The organism is Vibrio sp. AK197 (assembly GCF_053903115.1).
In genome coordinates this window covers 2,884,091-2,901,805 of sequence record NZ_CP096430.1, presented here as the reverse complement: position 1 = coordinate 2,901,805, position 17,715 = coordinate 2,884,091, and the positions used below count along the sequence as shown (strand labels likewise).

The 17,715-nt window shown below is 49.1% G+C and carries 13 protein-coding genes; 8 read left to right on the top strand and 5 right to left on the bottom strand.

Annotated elements, in window-relative coordinates; all coding sequences use genetic code 11:
* Positions 1-102 precede the first annotated feature (102 nt).
* Positions 103-2,745 (top strand): ExeM/NucH family extracellular endonuclease, encoded by a 2,643-nt coding sequence (locus tag M1D72_RS20590; RefSeq protein WP_456296362.1) that lies wholly within the window; start codon positions 103-105, stop codon positions 2,743-2,745.
* 49 nt (positions 2,746-2,794) lie between these two features.
* On the opposite strand, the gene M1D72_RS20585 is transcribed toward M1D72_RS20590, so the two are convergent.
* Positions 2,795-3,601 carry a helix-turn-helix domain-containing protein gene (locus tag M1D72_RS20585; RefSeq protein WP_456296361.1) on the bottom strand — a complete coding sequence of 269 codons (807 nt, stop codon included), beginning with the start codon at positions 3,599-3,601 and terminating at the stop codon, positions 2,795-2,797.
* 353 nt (positions 3,602-3,954) lie between these two features.
* Here M1D72_RS20585 and M1D72_RS20580 point away from each other — a divergent pair, with 353 nt between their 5' ends.
* From M1D72_RS20580 to nhaA, 7 genes are all read left to right on the top strand, one after another.
* Entirely contained in the window at positions 3,955-5,676 is a 1,722-nt protein-coding gene (locus M1D72_RS20580; RefSeq protein ID WP_456296360.1) for a purine-cytosine permease family protein, read from the top strand.
* Between the two features lie 13 nt (positions 5,677-5,689).
* Positions 5,690-6,013 (top strand): L-rhamnose mutarotase, encoded by a 324-nt coding sequence (gene rhaM, locus M1D72_RS20575; RefSeq protein WP_390194593.1) that lies wholly within the window; start codon positions 5,690-5,692, stop codon positions 6,011-6,013.
* 220 nt (positions 6,014-6,233) lie between these two features.
* Positions 6,234-7,676, top strand: coding sequence for a rhamnulokinase (gene rhaB / locus M1D72_RS20570; protein WP_456296359.1), 1,443 nt, complete (start codon positions 6,234-6,236; stop codon positions 7,674-7,676).
* 9 nt (positions 7,677-7,685) lie between these two features.
* Complete coding sequence (locus M1D72_RS20565) at positions 7,686-8,945, top strand: L-rhamnose isomerase (protein ID WP_456296358.1); 1,260 nt, start codon at positions 7,686-7,688, stop codon at positions 8,943-8,945.
* Between the two features lie 103 nt (positions 8,946-9,048).
* Positions 9,049-9,849 carry a rhamnulose-1-phosphate aldolase gene (gene rhaD / locus M1D72_RS20560; RefSeq protein ID WP_456296357.1) on the top strand — a complete coding sequence of 267 codons (801 nt, stop codon included), beginning with the start codon at positions 9,049-9,051 and terminating at the stop codon, positions 9,847-9,849.
* A 10-nt stretch (positions 9,850-9,859) separates the two neighbouring features.
* Positions 9,860-11,002 (top strand): iron-containing alcohol dehydrogenase, encoded by a 1,143-nt coding sequence (locus M1D72_RS20555; protein WP_456296356.1) that lies wholly within the window; start codon positions 9,860-9,862, stop codon positions 11,000-11,002.
* Between the two features lie 245 nt (positions 11,003-11,247).
* On the top strand, positions 11,248-12,660 hold the full coding sequence (nhaA, locus tag M1D72_RS20550) for a Na+/H+ antiporter NhaA (protein ID WP_390194598.1): 1,413 nt from the start codon (positions 11,248-11,250) through the stop codon (positions 12,658-12,660).
* Between the two features lie 73 nt (positions 12,661-12,733).
* Here the strand turns inward: nhaA and M1D72_RS20545 are convergent, their stop codons facing one another.
* Genes M1D72_RS20545 through M1D72_RS20530 form a run of 4 tightly spaced genes read right to left on the bottom strand, consistent with a single transcriptional unit; the run spans position 12,734 to position 17,704 of the window.
* Positions 12,734-14,512, bottom strand: coding sequence for an ABC transporter permease subunit (locus M1D72_RS20545; RefSeq protein ID WP_456296355.1), 1,779 nt, complete (start codon positions 14,510-14,512; stop codon positions 12,734-12,736).
* A gap of 13 nt (positions 14,513-14,525) precedes the next feature.
* On the bottom strand, positions 14,526-16,052 hold the full coding sequence (locus tag M1D72_RS20540) for an ABC transporter substrate-binding protein (protein WP_456296354.1): 1,527 nt from the start codon (positions 16,050-16,052) through the stop codon (positions 14,526-14,528).
* Between the two features lie 24 nt (positions 16,053-16,076).
* Positions 16,077-16,853 (bottom strand): ABC transporter ATP-binding protein, encoded by a 777-nt coding sequence (locus M1D72_RS20535; protein ID WP_456296353.1) that lies wholly within the window; start codon positions 16,851-16,853, stop codon positions 16,077-16,079.
* Positions 16,854-16,861: 8 nt separating this feature from the next.
* Entirely contained in the window at positions 16,862-17,704 is an 843-nt protein-coding gene (locus tag M1D72_RS20530) for an ATP-binding cassette domain-containing protein (RefSeq protein WP_456296352.1), read from the bottom strand.
* Between the last annotated feature and the right edge of the window lie 11 nt (positions 17,705-17,715).

Here is a 17,715-nt window from a genome sequence, read left to right as displayed (position 1 = left end):
GAACACTGTACGCGCAACACTAGGTTGCAAATAACAACATTGAGACATGGAAGGCCTTTTCAGTAATCACAACAACAAAGCTGAAAAGGTGATGAGGGACTTATGGAAAGTAAACGAACTAAGAGCGTGTTGGCTGCGGCCATCGGCTCACTGATGGCAATGTCGGCCCACGCCGAGATTGTTATCTCACAATATGTGGAAGGCTCAAGTTACAATAAAGCAGTCGAGATTGCCAATACTGGCAGCGAAACCGTAACGCTAAATGGTTATTCCATTGCTCGTCAGTCAAATGGTGGCACTTGGCAAGCTGCCACTTCGTTAGAGAGTGTTACGATCTCCGCTGGCGATGTGTATGTCATTGCCCACTCAGGTGCCAATAGTGATATTTTGGCCGTCACCGATTTACAAGACAACTCAGTAGCCAATTTCAACGGCAATGATGCCATTGGTTTGTACCTTAATGATGAGCTGGTTGATGTGGTGGGTGTGGTCGATAGCGACGAGAGCTGGGGGGAGAATCAAACCTTAGTCCGCTATCGTGATGCGTTGACACCTACCCCAGTGTTTGATGCCTCACAGTGGGCGAGCCTAGCACAAAATAATATTGATGGTTTGGGCTCACTCGATGACGTGGAAGCACCGGAAGCCTTTACCTGTACTCTCGATGGCAGTGCGCCAAGCTTTACCGCGATTCAAGACATTCAAGGTGAAGGCGCTACGTCGCCTTTGATTCCTGATGGTGTTTACATTACGGATGAAGAATATTTTGTCGAAGGCGTGGTGAGTGCGGTAACGACCGGACTGACTCGTGGTTTCTACCTGCAGGCTTTGTCGGATGACGGCAACCCTTTGACTTCTGAAGGCTTGTTTGTATACACCGGGCAAACCACCTCCGATCTCGAGCCTGGTGATGTGGTGTGCGCGAAAGGTCAGGTGCAAGAATACTACAACCTGACTCAACTGTCGGTTGGCAACAATCAGTGGGTTGTTGAGTCTCAGCAATCTGCACCACAAGCTCAACCCATCGAGGTAATAGAGAGCGATCAAAGCTTTGCCGATACGCTCGAACGCTACGAGGGCATGTTGGTTTCATTACCACAAAGCTTGGACATGCGTGTCACTCGAACCTTCAGCTACGACTATGACGCCAGCCGCAATAATATGGTGGTCGCGCAAGGTCAGCTGAACTATCAACCAAACCAGCACTTTGCAGCCGGTTCTGCTGAGTCGTTGCAGGCGAGTGCAGATAATGCCGATCGTCGCCTGTTTGTTGAGTCCGACCAAAGAACGTCTAACGCCACCATTCCTTACTACCCAGATTTCGGGTTAACCGATGCCGATCAAGATGGTTCGACAGAAGATCATATCCGTGTTGATGATACCTTGGTGGGTGCTGAAGGTGTGATTTCATATAGCTATGATGAGTATCGTTTGATTGTGACCAATCAATTGGATAGCAGTTATTTTGTGCATAACTCACCGCGCACAGAGGCGCCGACTGTGTCTGATGACGGCGATTTACGCATTGCCAGCTTCAATGTTCTTAACTACTTTAATTCGCCATTTGGTGGAGACAGCAACCAGTTTGGTAGTAATCGCGGAGCGGAAAGTTACGAAGAGTTTGAAGTGCAACAAGCCAAGATCGTGGCGGCGATTGCCGCGCTCGATGCTGATATTATCGGCTTGATGGAAATTGAAAACAACGGCTTTGGTGACAGCGGAGCGATTCGTCAGCTAGTTGAGCAATTGAACGCTGTGATTGATGACCCTGAGAAGCAATATCAATTCGTGGCGGTTGACTCAAATGGCGATGGGGTGACCAACGAGGAGGACTCTGTTGGTACGGATGCGATTTCTGTTGGCGTGATTTATCGCAGTAGCGTGGTGAGCTTAAGTGAATCTCGTGTGATTGCAATGCCTGAGCAGCATGCGCCCGCCGTGGTGGATAGCGATGGTGATGTTATCGAAGATGGCGTTAACTACCAACGTGACACGCTTGCCCCAAGCTTTACGTTGGCTGATGGAAGCCAAACCATCACCGTGGCGGTGAATCACCTAAAATCCAAAGGTTCAACCTGTTGGGAAGATGCCGCGCCGGAAAGTGAAGGCGGACAAGGAGGGGAGGACCCCGACTTCCAAGGCTCATGTGAGAACTTCCGTGTCGCAGGGGCGGTGGCGTTAGGTGACGCACTGGCGAATATCGATGGTTACAAGGTGCTACTTGGCGATATGAACGCCTATGCCAAAGAAGACCCTATTTTGGTGCTTACCGATTACAGCGCTGAAAAATATGGCAAAGAGATTCGCGCAGCGCGCAATACTTCGATCGATGACCAAGAGCAGTTTGGTGACGAAGGTGCCGTCATCAGCCAAAACTACGGCTACATTAATGCGGTTGAGCTCTTCCATGATGACAGTTGGAGTTATTCATACAATGACGAAGTCGGCACACTCGATCACTTGTTGATCAGCCCAAGCTTAGAGGCATTTGTGGTTGATGCAGGGGATTGGCATATCAATGCGGCGGAATCTACGGTGTTTGACTACAGCGATGATTACAAGGGGGATGGATTTCCTAAATACCGTGATCAATTCCGAGCATCAGACCACGATCCCGCGGTGTTGGAACTGCGCTTTAGTGATAGCGACCCAGATGAGGAAGAAGAGGTCGGTTCATTTGGTTTGGGCTTGATTGTGAGCCTTGCGAGCGTTGGCTTATGGCGTCGTCGGCGTGGCCAAGCGTAATCGCTGATTCGTAACTAAAAGCCAAGCATCATGCTTGGCTTTTTTATGTCTAACGCAGCGCTGGCTGCATCTCTCCTCTCAGCCGAGCATCACGCGGCGTGGTATGAAAGACTTGTTTAAACTTGGTCGAAAAGTAGTTGCTATCTTGGTAGCCAACATCAAACGCGATGTCGGTAATTGACTGTTCGGTATAGAGAATGGCTGATAATGCACGGCAAGCCCGTGTGTAATGGAGATATTGGTTAAAGCTCATGCCGGTGTATTTTTTGATGCTATTTGTCAGTTGACGTGGAGAGAGTTTAACTTCCTCGGCAAGCGCATCAATATCATGCAATTGAGAGTAACCACGCTGAATCTTTGCCAGGGCGTAACAGATTTTATCGTCGTGGCTAAGGGTGTCTATTTCGGTCACTTTTCCTCGCCATAACTCGACAATCAATTGCTGAAACAGGGCCTGGGCAATGATCTGTGATTCATCACTGTCGATGTGTGATTCGACATCCAATCGCTGAATAATTTGGTTAGCACGATGCGCTGTTTCTTCACTGATAAACCAACCATGCTGATCATCATCACTTTGCGGAATGAACTTTTGTAATTCGGCACTCAAGGGGAGTTTATCGCGCTCGAATAATACATTGCTCAAAAACAGATTATCGACGTGATCAAATAAGTGACGGTCTTGACGAGCGACAAAACACACGTAGTTTTTACTGATGTTCATCGGCACATCATTCATGACATGCGTCCCGCTGCCGTGGGCAACAATAATCAACTCTTCAAAGTTATGGGCATGTTCTGGATACGGTTCTTGTGGCGCTCGTAGTTCCGTGGTCACAGAACTGTGAGAATTCATGAAAAACTCGTTCGATTTTAGATAAATCATGACATCAGCCTCCTCATCAGATACCCGATTTTAGAAGCATATCGACGATTTTTCTCTTCAAAGTCTCCCACTTTTTTTCTTTAGATTTTAAGAATGTTAAAAGTGTGAACAACGCGTCACCCACCTTAATAAACTGACCGAATTACGCCTCGAGAAGCGCCAAATCGCCAAGGTTTAAATTGCTCAACTTCGTAAGCTAACAGCGCAAAAACTCACGTTTTCACTTCACCCTACCTTAGCGAGAGCGATGAGTCACAACAATAAAAAGCCGCTGGAAAAAATGACGGTTGAAACAAAAGCTTATGAATAGCAAGGAGACGATAATGTCTACAACTATTACCTCTACGACGACTGAGCACAGTAAGACTGAGCTCAATGAGTACGAACAAGAACGAGTGCCGCAGCATAAGTTGTTAGGATGGAGGCACTTTCTCGGGACCTATTCTGGTGAGCACGTTGCCGGAACTGAATTTGTGATTGGCGCGGCCTTTGTGGCATGGGGCGCCAGTACTTTTGATATTTTAATGGGGCTGTTAGTCGGCAACGTTATGGCCGTGCTGACGTGGGCGCTGATCACCGCGCCGATTGCGACCCAATCACGGTTAACGGTGTACGAATATTTGAGACGTATTGCAGGCCCAGGTTTCAATAAAGTGTATAACGTGGTCAACGCGGTACTGTTTTGCGCGTTGGGTGGAGCCATGATCACGGTTTCAGCATCAGCGGTACGAATCCTATTTAATATTCCAGCCCAGACCCATTGGTACCCAAACAGTGGGGCGTTCATTGCGGTGGCGTTAGCCGTGGGTGCGATTGTGGTGGCGATTGCGGTGCTTGGATTTAAAAAGTGTGCGCAATTTGCCACGGTATGCTCACCTTGGTTGCTGGTGGTATTTGTGACCGGTGGCATGGTGTGTTTGCCTGCGTTAAGTAACCTTGGCAACGGTGAAGCGTTTACTGGATTTGGTCAGTTTACGGCATTGGCGGATCAATATATCTGGACGGGGCAAACACCAGATGGCTCTCCTTCAATGACATTTTGGCAGATCGCAGCATTCGCTTGGGTCTGTAACCTCGCTATGCATGGTTCCCTGGGCGACATGGCTCTGCTGCGTTTTGCTAAGAGCCCGAAATACGGTTATTTCTCTGCCTTTGGCATGTTCTTTGGCCATTATATCGCATGGATTTGTGCCGGAATTATGGGGGCCGGTGCGATGCTGTTATTGCAAACCACTATGTCTAACCTTGATGCGGGCGGCATTGCTTACGCAGCGTTAGGAGCAACTGGCATTATTGCAGTGATCATTGCAGGCTGGACAACCTCTAATCCGACGATTTACCGCGCCGGTCTCGCGATTCAAAGTATTTTCCCCAGTAAATCTCGAGCGTATATCACCACCATTGTTGGCATCGTGACAGCAATCATTGCGTGTTTTCCATTTGTGTTTACTCGTCTTTTAGACTTTGTCGGTTATATGGGACTGTTACTGGCTCCCGTTGGCGCAATCGTGGTGTCTGAGCATTGGGTCTTTAAAAAAATCGGCTTAACGCCACTGTGGTCTCAGTATCAAGGTAATAGCTTGAATAAGGCGGCACTGTTGGCATGGGCAATTGGCGTGGTGTTTGCGGTGAGTTGTGAGCAGTTGGGTATTTTGCACCTGTTCTTCTTATTTGTGCCAACGTATCTGTTATCCATGGTGGTGTACATCCTACTCGCGAAATCGATGGGAGCGGGCGACGATTACCGCGTACAACAAGCCGAGTACGAGCAAAGCCTAGAGCGAGAAGCTCAGCGTCATCAACAACAAGCGAAACAGGAACATCAACAGCAACCGGTACATAAACCCGCAGGGACACTTGAGAAAGTCAGCGGCGCGATCGCTCTCGCTTGTTTAGCGGCGATGGTGTTATCGGCGATGAAAGTGTGGGGGGCTGGAGCCGATTATCAAGCGGCATTTGACTCGTTCAAAGCGTTTGTCATCTACCCAACCATCCTTTATTTCATTGCGGCCACCACTTGGATCACCCAGCGTGATAAATCGTAGTAAGGAGTTTTTTGTGAGTGAGTTAATTCGTAAAGCCTTTGTGATGCAACTGAATCAAGGTTGTAAAGCAGAATATCAGAAACGCCATAACGAAATATGGCCAGAGTTAGTCAAAGAACTGAAAGCGCATGGTGGGCACAATTATTCGATCTTTTTCCATCAAGCGACTCACCAGCTATTTGGCTATGTGGAAATCGAAGATGAGGCTCTCTGGCAGCAGGTTGCTGAGACTCCTGCCTGCCAAGAATGGTGGGCCTTTATGCAAGACATTATGGCGACGAACGCTGATAACTCACCACAATCGTTGGAGTTAGAGTCGGTGTTTTATCTCGCATAACGATGGCGATTATTTGGTGTCAAAGCCCCACTTCGGTGGGGCTTTTTGCATTGCAACGTGCCAAATTGGTATGAGGTTCAGCTGGGTCACAAAAATTTGAAATGCCGCATAAGCTTCTTGAAAAAAACGCAGCATTTGCGTTTTTAAAGGACGATATTTGAAGTTATTTGCTGGCTGAAAACGCTTTAATACCTGTAAAGAACAAGAGGTGTTATTGACGATGAAAGCGGTAATAGCAATAGACCTAGGTGCGTCCAGTGGGCGCGTGATGGTCGGTTATCTGAAAGATAAAAAGATCGAACTTCAAGAGTTCCATCGATTTCAAAATCAGCAGGTGATGACAGAGGGAGAATCCTGCTGGGCGCTGTACTCGATCCTCGAAGAGATCAAAGTGGGTATCAATAAGGTGTTGGCGGCAGATATTCCTGTGTGCTCGCTGGGTATAGATACTTGGGGTGTAGATTTCGTACTGCTGGATAAGTTTGGCAAGCATTTGGGGGAGTTTGTCAGTTATCGAGATAAACGTACGCAAGGCGTTCTTGACCAGCTATTGGTCGATAGCCAACTCACTCGCGAAGAGATTTATGCGACCACGGGCATTCAGTTTCTGCCGTTCAATACCCTTTATCAACTTAAAGCCATCGCTGATCAGCAGCCGTCATGGTTTGCTGATATCGATACCTTGCTATTTATTCCAGATTACCTCAACTACAAGCTGTGTGGTGTAAAGCATTGCGAATACACCAATGCATCGACTAGCCAGATGCTCAACTGCGAAGCCAAAACCTGGAATAAGGCATTGGTTGAAGCGTGCGGAGCAAAAATGGATTGGCTGCTTGAGCCTAGAATGCCAAATCGCATTATTGGTCAATACCAAATTGCGGATGTGCACATTCCTGTGTGCTCTGTCGCCAGTCATGATACAGCTTCTGCTGTTGCTGCCACGCCTATCGCCGGCGACAACATGGCGTATTTAAGTTCGGGCACTTGGTCTTTGGTTGGCGTGGAAAGCGATCAGCCTTACACCAGCGAATTGGCTTATCAATACAACCTCACCAATGAAGGTGGCGTTGATGGCCGCTATCGCGTGCTGAAAAACATCATGGGTTTGTGGCTTATTCAGCGTATTAAAGCAGAGAATCCTTCTTTGATGTTTAGCGACGTTGCCATGCTGGCGCGCCAAGCGACGCCATTTGAGTTTGTGCTTAATCCCAATGACAACGACTTTCTTAACCCTGATTCGATGACGACTGCCATCAAGCAGTGGTTTATCAAACGTGGTCAACCTGCACCAGACACGCTGTCTCAAGTGCTGCGCTGCGTGTATGACAGTTTAGCCCTGGCGTATGACGAGGTACTTGCTCAGCTCAGTGAAGTCACGGCAAAGCCGATTCGTGAACTGCGTATTGTCGGTGGCGGAACACAAGACAAACTGCTTAATCAGCTGTGCGCGGATGTCTGCCAAATCACGGTCTCCACCGAACCAACAGAAGCCTCTGCGCTAGGCAACGTGGTAAATCAATTCATTGCCTCGGACATCATTACCTCGCTTGAAGAAGCGCGACAAATCATTGATGCGTCTTCTGATGTTCACTATTTCCAACCCAATAACGTCGAGGGATTAGCCCAAATCAAATCCCGCTACCAACAGATCAAAAAATAGGTACCCAACATGAGCAACGAACACATTACAACTGCATATCAAAACGCCAAACAAGTGTTTGCCCGTTACGGTGTCGACACCGAGCAAGCGTTAGCCGAACTAAAAACCACGCCGATCTCCATTCACTGCTGGCAGGGCGATGATGTGCGAGGGTTTGAATCTCCTGATGTGGCGCTAAGCGGCGGTATTCAAACTACAGGTAATTATCCAGGTGCCGCAAGCACGCCTGCCGAACTGCGCGCGGATATGGAAAAAGCCTTCTCATTGATTCCAGGCAAAAAGCGCGTCAACTTACATGCCATTTACCTCGATAGTGATGAGCATGTCGAGCGTGACCAAATTAAGCCTGAGCACTTTACTCGCTGGGTTGAGTGGGCAAAACAACACGATCTGGGGCTCGATTTTAATCCAACTCTTTTCTCTCATCCTAAAGCGGATGATGGCTTAACGCTTTCACACCCCAGCGAAGACGTTCGTCAGTTCTGGGTGGAGCATGTGAAAGCCTCACGCAAGGTCTCAGAGTATTTCGGTCGTGAATTGGGGTCGCCGTCAGTAATGAATATCTGGATTCCCGATGGTATGAAAGACATGCCTGTTGACCGCCTTGCACCGCGTCAACGTCTATTGGATGCGCTGGATGACGCGTTGGCAGAAAAGATTGACCCGGCTTACCACAAGGACGCCGTTGAAAGTAAATTATTTGGCATCGGCGCAGAAGCATACACCGTGGGCAGCAACGAGTTTTATTTGGCATACGCGTCAACTCGCAACACCGCGCTGTGTTTGGATGCTGGCCATTTCCATCCCACAGAGATGATCAGTGACAAAATCAGCGCCTGTTCGCTCTACGTTCAAGATTTGCTGCTACACGTGACGCGCCCTGTTCGTTGGGATTCTGACCATGTGGTTTCGTTTGATGATGAAACGCAAGCCATCATGCGTGAAATCGTACGTAACCAACTGCAAGACCGTGTCTCAATCGGTTTGGATTTCTTTGATGCGTCGATCAACCGAGTGGCGGCATGGGTGATCGGGACACGTAATGCGCAAAAAGCACTGCTTAAAGCGCTATTAGAGCCGACCGCACAGCTTAAAGCAGCAGAAGCCGAGTTTGATTTCACAACACGTTTGGGTTTGATGGAAGAAGCGCACTCATTGCCATGGGCTGCGGTGTGGGATTACTACTGCGCGCAAAACCAAGTACCGGTGGGCTTTGACTGGATGAAAGACATTAAAGATTACGAAGCCACCATCAACGAAACACGTTAATTCCCCTGAATGTCGAGTAAGTAAGAGAGTGCGGGCTCCTGATGCGCTTTCTTGCTTACTCGATAACGTGTTTTCACCCTATCGAATTTTAAAAGGTTTAGTTATGACTCAGTTAAATGACGCAGTAAAAAACGAAATCGCCAAAGTCAGCGAAGTGTCCCAATACCTTTGGCTGCGTGAGTGGGCCGAGCGCAATGGCGGTAATATTTCCGTGGATTTAACCGATATTTACGGCGATGTTGGTGAGGTGAATAGCCCAGAAAAAGCACTGCCATTACAACTACCCATGGAAAGCGCAGGGCGTATTTATTACGTCAAAGGCACGGGGCAGCGTATTCGTGAGCTGCGAGACCCTGATTACGCTGGTTGCATTCTACGCATTAATGACCAAGCGAATGGTTACCATATTTTATGGGGGGGTAAGGCGAGTGACAACTTTGCACCGACATCAGAATTTATCAGTCATATCAAAATATTAGTCGCGAAGCGTCAAGCAGGTTCTGATCATAAATCTGTGGTTCACACCCATCCCCTGGAGTTGATTGCACTCTCTCATCATCCGGATATCTCTAAAAGTAGCGAACTGTTCACGTATACCTGCTGGAAAATGCTGCCCGAGGTACGGGCATTTGTGCCACGCGGTGTCGGCATGATTCCTTACTGCTTGCCGTCTTCTGAAGAGTTGGCCGATGGAACCACGGCGTCTTTGCTGGTCAATGATGTGGCGGTATGGGAAAAGCATGGCGCAACGGCCTCCGGCGCTGATGTTCTACAAGCTTTTGATTTTATTGATGTGGCTAACAAAGGGGCCAAGCTGTATCTGATGTGTACATCAGCAGGTTATGAGCCTGAAGGGGTCACCAAAGAGAACATGGAAATTCTCAAACAAGAATTTAATCTATGAGGTAAACAACATGAGTGTGTTTAAACTAGCGTTTCCAAAAATTAACTTATCTGGTGTCGGTTCGATTGATGCATTGATCGAGCGTCTGACAGCGGAGCATGCCGGTGATAAAGGGTTGTTGATTTGCGACCCGACCTTAGTTGAACTCGGATTTGCCAACAAACTGATGGAAAGTGAACTCGAACTCACGCTGTTTAAGGATGTTCGTCCTAATCCAGATACCAATACCGTCAACCAAGCGTTGGCGATGTACCAAAAGAGTGACGCTCGCTACATTATTGGTTTTGGAGGCGGCAGCTCGATTGATACCGCAAAAGCGATTCGTATTCTTTCCGCGAATCCAGCGCCGATAGCCAACTACAATGGGGTAGAAAAAGTCTCCAAGCTGGGGGCGCCACTGTATGCGATTAATACCACTGCCGGCACTGCAGCAGAGGTCACCAGTAACGCGGTGATCACCGATACCGCGACTCATGTTAAGCATGTCATCATCTCGGATAAAATTATTCCGGATATTTCAGTGAATGACCCCAGTGTGATGCTTGGCATTCCGAGCGCGACCACTGCAGCAACCGGTATTGATGCGTTAACCCATGCCTTAGAGTCCTACGTTTCGGTGGGCGCTCATAAGCTGACGGATTACATTTCTCTTGAGGCCATCAGTACCATCGCCCAAAGTTTGCCACACGCGGTCGATGACGGCTCTGACATTAACGCGCGTGAAATGATGGCGTATGGTCAGTTTATCGCTGGCTTGTCGTTTAACAGTGCTGGCCTGGGCATGGTACACGCCATGGCGCATCCCGCCGGCGCGCACAAAGACTTACCTCACGGGGTATGCAATGCCATTTTGCTGCCGATCGTCAGTGAGTTTAATCGCCCATATCGAGTCGAGAAATTTGCTCAAGTTGCCAAAGCGTTGGGGGTAGATACGTCCGATATGGACAGCGAGCAAGCCAGTGTTGCAGCCATCGATGCACTCAATGCTTTAAATCGCCGAGTGGGAATTCCTCGTGGATTTGCTGAATTGGGGGTGAGTGAAGAAGATATTCTCACTTGGGTGGATGATGCATTGGCCGATCCTTGCGCTGGCGGTAACCCTGCGCCAATGACTCGTGAGCAAGTGATTGAGCTTTATCATAAAGCGTTGTAGTGCTTTGAGAGCTTTTGGTCACCCGTAACCTAAAAGCAATAAAAGCCAATCTCAATATTGAGGTTGGCTTTTGTGTATTTTAATTATGGTGAAATTTTCGTCAAATCGAGTCAAAACTTTGTCATGCGTCACATTTTGGTGATAGGATGATTTTGTAATCAATGAGTTATAAATGAGTAAACCGTGATGCTGTAAATTCAAATCGGTGCTGGCGCACCGCAAATTAAGATTAAGGACTTCTCGCGATGACGCAATCGAATGACCATGAATCTGACGCTCAATCTCAAGATATTCGCCCTCCTCTTGAGCGCTCTTTTAGCCGTTATGTAAAACAACCTTTTAACGAGTTTGTCGATAATCAGACCACAGGGGCGATTATTCTTCTCGCTTCAACATTTATCGCTCTGTTTCTTGCTAACTCAGACTACGCCTCGTTTTATCACCAATTTGAAAAAGTCACTCTAGGCTTATTTGTTGATGACTTTCGTCTTGAAATGGATCTCCATGAGTGGGTCAATGATGGCTTGATGGTGCTGTTCTTTTTCATTCTCGGGCTGGAAGTAAAGCGTGAATTTATTGCCGGAGAGTTGAGTTCGATTAAAAACTCGGCGGCGGTGATTTTAGCCGCGGTGGGCGGCATGATGTTTCCCGCACTGATTTACTACGCGATTAACTACGGCGGAGAGGGCAGTAGTGGTTGGGGTGTGCCGATGGCAACCGATACCGCGTTTGCGTTAGGGATCATGGCGCTACTTGGCAGCAAAGTGAATCCAAGTTTAAAAGTGTTTTTGGTCGCCCTTGCTATTGTTGATGATATTGGCGCGGTGATCGTCATTGCGCTGTTTTATACTGACCAAATTGTGTGGAATGCGCTCTATATCGCCGCCGGGTTCTTCGTTGGTTTATTGGCATTAAATCGTTTTGGTATTCGCGGCCCGTTTTGGTATGTGGTCTTGGCGCTCGGGCTGTGGTATTTCATTTTGCAATCTGGGGTTCATGCCACCATTGCCGGGGTATTGGCGGCGTTGGCGATTCCCGCTAGACCGAAAATGCACCCAGGGCATTTAGCGCACTCCATGAAAAATACCGCAGGTGCGATTTACCAGCGGCTTAGCGACCCTCAGCAATCCACAGACGAAGAGCATCGCGAAGTGTTAAGTGATGAAAGTAAAGATTCAGCTCTTGGAGAAATTCAACGCAAAGCCAGTTTAACCCGTACGCCACTGCGTATATGGGAAAACCTGCTTGATAAACCAGTGAGTTTATTGATTGTGCCAATCTTTGCGTTTCTCAATGCCGGAACGGAAGTGACTCAGCAAGCGCTGAATAATATGCTGCATGCGCCGATTGCCTGGGGGATTGTATTTGGTCTGCTGGTGGGCAAACCGCTCGGCATCTTCAGCTTAACTTGGTTGTCGGTCAAAACCGGTGTCGGTGAAATCAACAGCTCGCTAAACTTCAAAGAGATATTTGGTTTGTCGATCCTCGCTGGAATGGGCTTTACCATGTCGATGTTTATTGCGCTTTTGAGTTTCGATGACAGTCAGCAGCAGCTTCTGGACGCCAAGCTTGGGATTATGCTTGCGACCTTAATCGCGGGCATCCTAGGCTATTTATGGCTGCGCTTTGTTACGCCTTACCAAGGTGAGTCTTCTTAACTCAGGTTTATCGATTCAGGCTTATCGATTAAGCAAAGCCCCGCGCCGTGGCTGTCAATAGCGCGGGGTTTTATTAGGAGGGTGAGGTGGTTGGCTTTAGGCTGGCTGCGCTCACGGCAAACACCGATAAGACAATCAGTGACAGCGCTGGTGCCAACACGCCCCAATAGCCGCGTTCAATATAAGGCATTCCCTCAGCAAGAATTCTCCCCCACTCTGGGCTAGGTGGTGGTGAGCCAAGCCCTAAAAAACCCAGCGACGCCAGTGCGAGTGCAATGCCTGGTATACGTAGCATCGCATGCCTCAGCAGAGACGGAAACACCGCTGGGAACACGTAAAATACATTTGCGTGTAACGCGTTAATACCGAGCAGCGGCAACATCTGAATGTAAGGACGCGCTTTGACATCACTGATTAAACTTGCCGCATGGGCCGCCAGCGGTGCCCAACTGACAATCACAACCGCTAAGGCTGCGCCAAATCCACTAGGGCCCAAAGTCGCGGCAATGATCAATCCAGTGAGAACCGGAGGCAGCGCATTAGCAACTTCAATCGGCCCAGCCATTAAACGTGGAAATTGACCGATAATAAAGCCAATCAATAAACACACGACAGCGACGCACAATGCGACAAAGCAAGTATGTAGGCTGCCGTGAGCCACGCGAGCCAGTAAATCACGACCCATCGCATCTGCACCAAACGGCAGGGTGAGCGAAGGGGCTTGTAAGCGAGCATACTCAATGGCAAACGGGTCCCGAAATAAACCCAAGGCAACGATACCACCAAGAAATAGCGCGCAGAAAATGGCCATCCAGCGCGTGACTTTTCCAGTGGTGATGCTGCTCTCTTTGGGGGTTGGCATCGCACCTTGACGCAGAGCCTTGCCAACGAGCATGCTGCGCAGCATATTGACGCAAACCCCTACCGCAAAGGCCAGCAGCAAAATGAGCAGCACACCCAGTTGCAAGCTAGGCACATCTTTGGCAATCGCCGCGCCAAGAGTTGCACGGCCAAGCCCGGGAATCGCAAACACTTTTTCTACCGCAATTGCTCCGCCAACCAGAGACACTAATACTAAGCCAATTAAAGGCAGTGTGGTTGCCAGTGCTCGCTTTAATACCGCGCGAACGATAGCAAGACGACTGACGCCAGCAACGCTCCATGTGGTAATCCACGCCTCACTGAATACTTGGGCTACGGTATCGGAGAGTAGACGTCCCAAATAACCGCCAGCAGGAATCGCTAATGCCAGTGCAGGCAACACAACCTGTATTGGCTGCCCCCAACCAAAGGGCGGAAACCAGCGTAACCATACTGCGCCAATCAGCAACAGCAAAGAGGCAAGCAGAAATTCAGGCAGCGCGGTTAAGGTGACCGCAAGCATTCCGCTGCTACGATAGGCTTGGCCCTGTAATCCGCGGCGTAATGTAGGTAACGTCAGCGCAAATGCGATCAGCAAAGCGCCAACAAGCGCAAAGCTCATCAAAGTCAGAGAGACGCCGCTCGCTTGCAGCATGCCTTGGAGAATGGGGCGCCCCGATACCCAAGAGATCCCCGCATCACCTTGTATGATGCCACCTAGCCACTGCCACATGAGGGCGATTGGCCCTTGGTCGAGCCCTAATGACTGGCGTATCGCTTCCAACGCTTCGAGACTTGGATTTTGTTCCGCTGAACGCGCTCGCAAAATGGCCAGTGCGGGATCTTGTCCCGATAGCCAAGGCAGCATGGCAACTAACCATACCACCGCGGCCAACGTGACCAAACGAGATAATGCCGGAAGCCAAGCGTAAGGTCTCGTTTGGCCCCATGATATTATGCGCTGCTTAGATTTCATCAGAGCGACAAGCATAGTGGTTTAACCTTTACAGCGCTTCATCGCGGGCGATGTAGGTGTGGTTATCAATCAGCTCACGCTCTCGTGGATCACGCAGCACCCCACGAACATGAGCCGCTTCTCCTTGAATCACACGTTCATGGAGCATTGGAATTGCCGCATCACTTGCCAGAATGGCATTTTCGGCAGCGATAATCGCTTTTTGACGTTCAACACCAGTGAGTTGAGCAGCCTCTTTTAATGCTTGATCAATATTGGGGTCGCATAGCTGTGCGATATTGAATGAACCTTCGCAGCTAAAATCACTGTATAAATAAGCAACGGGATCTCCAGAGTCGAGTACCGTCGCACGTGATAAAATAAACGCATCAAACTTGCCGGCTAATGCATCGGATTCTATCTGTGAATACTCGCGTACATCTTGCTTGACGTTAAAGCCAGCATCAGTGAGTTGCTGTGCAAGGTAGACCGCCACTTCTGGTAATTCCGTTCGGTCGGTAAATGTGGCTAAAGTAATGGTTTGCCCTTTTGGCTGCGCTGCTTGCACAGGGTAATTAACCGGTTGTCGCCATTGTTCAGCCCAAGCGACTGCTGGCCCAAGCAGACCTTTGGCGATATCAGCGCGCTGTTCATAAACATTGTTGACAAGTTGCTCACGGTTAAGTGCTTGGCGCACAGCGGCACGCATCGCTGGATCACTCATCACTCCGCGACGAGTGTTGAGATATAACGTATTGGTGCGCGGCATCGGAACTTCATGCACTAAGTTTTGATCAACAAGAGGTGCCTGAGAAACGGGTATTGCTTCGACAATATCGGCGCTTCCAGTACGCAGTGCCGCCGCTCTTGCCATGCCGTCAGGTACAAAGCTGACATCGATACCCGGTGCTTGTGCCTTTTCTCCCCAGTAATCATCGAAACGTTCTAACGTGGCAGAGCTAGTGCCATGGAGAGCCGTAAGGACAAATGGTCCGGTTCCTGCTTTAACCGGGCTGATCACCCCGTTTTCACCGTAAGCATTGAGAGATAATATAGAAAGCTGAGGGCTTGATAACCGTTGTGGTAATAGCGGATCGCGAACTTGAGTACGGATGATGACCGCATGCTCACCGTCAGCCTGTACCGAGAGTTCAACGCCATCCAAAATACGAGGCTTTGGCGAAGCAGATATCGCCACATTTAAAGCATTAACTACCGCCTGAGAGGTGAGGGCGGTGTTGTCGTGAAATATGACCTCAGGACGGATCTCAAATCGCCATTCGGTCGCGTTTAACTGCTCCCAACTGGTCGCCAGTGAAGGAAGTAGGTTGGCTTGCTGGTCAAGTTTGACCAAGGTTTCTGCCGTGCTCCAACGGGAGAGTTTAAATGCGTCATCACTGAGCGGGTTCAACGCGGAACGAGGTGGCAATAACATGGCCAACTTGATGCGTTGAGATGATTCGCTCTGTTGCGCTTTTTGTTGTTCGGCTGTGGATGACGAACGGTCAAAGCAGCCGGTGAGCAGAGAGAGTGAGGCAATAAGACCAAGCCATGGCCACTGCTTTGGTTGAATCATGGAGTCATTTCCTTTTTGGTGTTATTAGGCTTTGTAAGCGTGTTGAGCGGCGGGCAGACTTGGCACCGCTTGCAGTAATTGTTGGGTATAGCTGTGCTGCGGAGACGCGAGCAGCAGATCTGTGGGGCGGTCTTCGATAACGCTGCCGTTGTTCATGACCAATAACCGTGAGCACAGCCCACTGGCGAGTGAGATATCGTGAGTGACTAACAGCAATCCCATGTTGTTCTGTTGGCAGACGTTGATCAGCAGTTGTTTTATTTGCTCACGTAACGGCAGATCAAGACCGCTGGTCGGTTCATCTGCGAGGAGAAACTGAGGCTGTACAATCAAAGCTCTGGCCAACGCGATACGCTGAGCCTGCCCGCCGGACAATTCGGTAATGTTTCGGTCTAATATTGCCTTCGGTAGCTCAACTTGGTTGACGGCTTGGCATAATTGACGGTACGAAGCACGAAGGCCTTTTAAGTGTTTTAACGGGGTGCTCAGCACTTGAGCCACGTTTTGGTTTGGTGGTAACGAGGTATGGGGCTCTTGAGGAATATATTGTACCGCTTGGCGGTAATCCTTGAGTTGACGAGCCGACGCCTGTTGCAGCGCTTGTTGTTGCCAGTACACGTGACCATTTTGTGGCTTAGCAAGCCCAAGAATGAGTTTGATGAGGGTGGATTTACCGCTACCAGAGCCGCCAACCAGCCCTACGCACTCGAGAGGGTCTAAAGAGAGTGATACACCGTTGACGCTCGGCGTTGTACTTGAACGCCAGGCATAATAGACCTGTTCTAACTGTAAAAAAGACATCGCGTGATTTATCCGTTGGCAACGTTTTGAAAAGGGGGCTGGGTCACTCGCGCGGTGTTGGTTTGATACGCCGCGTGAACTAACTGCTGGGTATAAGGGTGTTGAGGTGCACTCAGAAGCTGAGCCATTGTTGCTGATTCGACAATGCGCCCATTTTCCATCACTAAGGCGCGTTCACAGAGCTGAGCTGCAACGCTGATATCATGAGTGATAAACAGTAACGCTAACGGATTACCATGCAATTGTTCATTGTGGGAGCAGTGGTGTCCGCTGCATTGCTTTAATAGCTTCACCACTTGTTGTTGGTTAATCACATCAAGAGCTGTCGTCGGTTCATCGGCAATCAATATATTGGCGCCACTGAGCAAAGCAAACGCGATACAAATTCGTTGACGCTGCCCACCCGATAGCTCGCTCGGTAAGCGGTTCATCATCTGCTCGATATTGTCCAATTCCATCTGTTCAAGTAACTGATATAGCGCACGCTCAGAGCCAGCATTGACGCTTAATGCCAACTGCTTGCCCACCGGCATTAACGGATTTAATGCACTGAATGAATCTTGAAAAATCGTGGCGACACGAGCTGTTGATGGGCGGGCGAGTACTGGTTTATGACTCACTTCTTGTCCATTTACCTTGATGGTGCCGCTACGCTGGCAATACCAAGGTAAAACGCCGCTGATCGCTCTTGCGGTGAGTGATTTTCCTGACCCGGAAGCACCGATCAGACACACTCGTTCACCAGCGGATAATGAGAAGTTGATGTCATTAACCAAGCTATGGCCTTGGATTGTGAGGCTTAAGTCCTTAACTTCAAGCACTGGCGGCAACAGAGAAAAACGGGAACTCATGCAATGTTATA